The following is a 2236-nucleotide window of genomic DNA, read 5'->3' as shown; positions in this document are numbered from 1 at the left end:
CCTCTGAAGGCGGCACAAGAGATAAGGAAAATAATAAATTATAAGGGACTGTGTGGGACCTATAATTTCAACGACTCAGGCTTAATTGAATATAAAGAAATATATCTTTTAAAAATAATAGACGGAAAAAATGAGTATATAAAAAATCTTTAAGCGATAACTGATAATTTAATTATTGCCTATGCAGTTAACTCCGCTAACAAAGAACTGGATTCCGGCTTTCGCTCGGAATGACGGAAAAAAGAAAATTCACCCTCTGTCATTGCCGCCTCCGAGCGACAATCCAGTCTTTTCTCTGCATATATAGATGACAGAAAACTATCTGCCGGTGTTAACTGCATAGGCAATAAAAACATTTGATTTGTTTTGTGTTAGTGTTGCTTCAATATTATAAATTTTGTTATTTTATGTCAGTTGTTGCTACGGGGCAGGCTATTATCAAAGATTTAATGTTTGGGAGGGATATTTAGATGGCGAAAAGATTAGTGGTTTTGTTGATATTTTTACCAATAGCGGTATGGGCTTCGGAATTTAATATTAAGATTAATCATGTAGGTACTGATGATTTTCCATCGGTTACAGTAAATGTATCAGTATCCCAAAGCAATAACCCAGTAATTAATCTCTCAAAGTCACATTTTAGTATAAGGGAGGAAATTACGGAACATAATGGTAAAACCCAAAAGCATGAAATAAAAGACTTCGAATTAGATAATACAACAAGTGGAGTTTACATTTTAAAGTATAAAGCACAAGAATTTGACAATGAAACAAAAGAAAGAAAGTTAGTTTTAGAAGTAAAATACGAAAAGCTTACAGAAAGTATAAGCCAGGTATATTCGATATCGAAATACAAGAAGTCTATTACATCTACTGAGGAAAATATAAAGAAAGCCAGATCTTTAGTAAAAGAAGGGGATCGTCTTTTGACAGAAGAGGCATTTTCTAAGGCAAGAGTGAAATACGAAGAGGCATTGAAAGTAGTACCCAACTTTTCAGAAGCCATAAGCACCAAGAGGAAACTTGAGCAAAAGATAAAAAAGAAACAGGATAAATTGTTAGGTGAATATAACAAAAAATGTTCTACTATAAAGACTACTGATGAGCATTAGCAGTGTCTCGCAAATTTAGATAATATAATTGCACTAGACCCATCTCGCAAGGATTTGCAAGAAATGAGAATACATCTTTTGAAAAAGGCGGGTGTAAGTGAGGATAGAGAATCTATAATTCACAAAGGTAAAAAACTTTTCGATGAAGGTAAATATCGTGAAGCAAAGGAGCAGTTTAAAGCAATTCTTGTAGGAGATGCTAATAACGAGGAAGTAAAAAAATATATAGATCGGATAGATGCCTATGAACCGCTCGATGACGCTGACAAATTATTAAAAGACAAGAAATATATTGAGGCAAGGGCTCTCTATCAAAAAGTTTTTGATTCTGACCCAAATCAGATAAAAGCAAAAAAAGGGGTAAAACAGTGTAAAGATGCATTAAATAAATTATCTGATGACTTTTTGAAAAAAGCAGAAGATGAATTAAAGTTGGAAAACTTCGATAGCGCTTTAAAAAATGTCATGGAATCCCTGAAAAATAATCCGGAAAATGTGCAAGCAAAATCGCTTTTGGAAAGAATAAATAAAAGGTCTTTTAGAAAAAGAATTCTTATGGCATCTGTAATATCACTATCAGCGGTGTTTTTCATTTTAATATTGGCAACATATGTATCGGCAAGAAGGCGTAAATCAAAAAGATGCAATCTTTGCGGCAGTATAATTGCGGCAGGAAAACAAACCTGTGGCTGTCAAAACCCTAATGTTTTTGATAATAAAACGGTTGCACTAAAGAACCGTCAACTCTCATGTACGCTCATAATTGAAAACGGACCATATAAAGGGCAGAGATATGAAATTACAGAACTTGAAACTTTTATTGGTTCAGACGATACAAACGAAATATCATTTCCTGAAGATGCTGCCATCTCACGGAGGCACGCAAAAATAAGGTCTGTAGGAGGAGGGTATGTCCTAACGGACCTAAAGACAACAAACGGTACATTGGTTAATGGTACTCCTATAACAACACAGTGCAGTATTGTAAGTGGAGATGTGATTACAATAGGTGAAACAGAAATCAAGGTGCATGTAGGCTAATATAATGTAAGCGTCAAGTTAACCCCACCCGTGATTTTATAGCATAAGATTACGGTCAATATATTGTGGGAGCAAGAGTTTGT

General features: G+C 34.5%; 2 protein-coding genes. Both read left to right on the top strand.

Translation table 11 applies throughout. The annotated features are described in order from the left end of the window. The first annotated feature begins 470 nt into the window (after positions 1-470). The gene (locus tag H7844_15795) at positions 471-1112 is read left to right on the top strand and encodes a hypothetical protein (protein MEO5358742.1); all 642 of its coding nucleotides are present in this window, start codon (positions 471-473) and stop codon (positions 1110-1112) included. Positions 1113-1175: 63 nt separating this feature from the next. After that, the gene (locus H7844_15790; protein MEO5358741.1) at positions 1176-2153 is read left to right on the top strand and encodes an FHA domain-containing protein; all 978 of its coding nucleotides are present in this window, start codon (positions 1176-1178) and stop codon (positions 2151-2153) included. Positions 2154-2236 lie beyond the last annotated feature (83 nt).

It is taken from the genome of Nitrospirae bacterium YQR-1 (assembly GCA_039908095.1).
Taxonomy (GTDB): Bacteria; Nitrospirota; Thermodesulfovibrionia; order Thermodesulfovibrionales; family Magnetobacteriaceae; genus Magnetomonas.
Note: the sequence above shows the minus strand (reverse complement) of the source record. Positions and strands in the feature narration are given on the sequence as shown.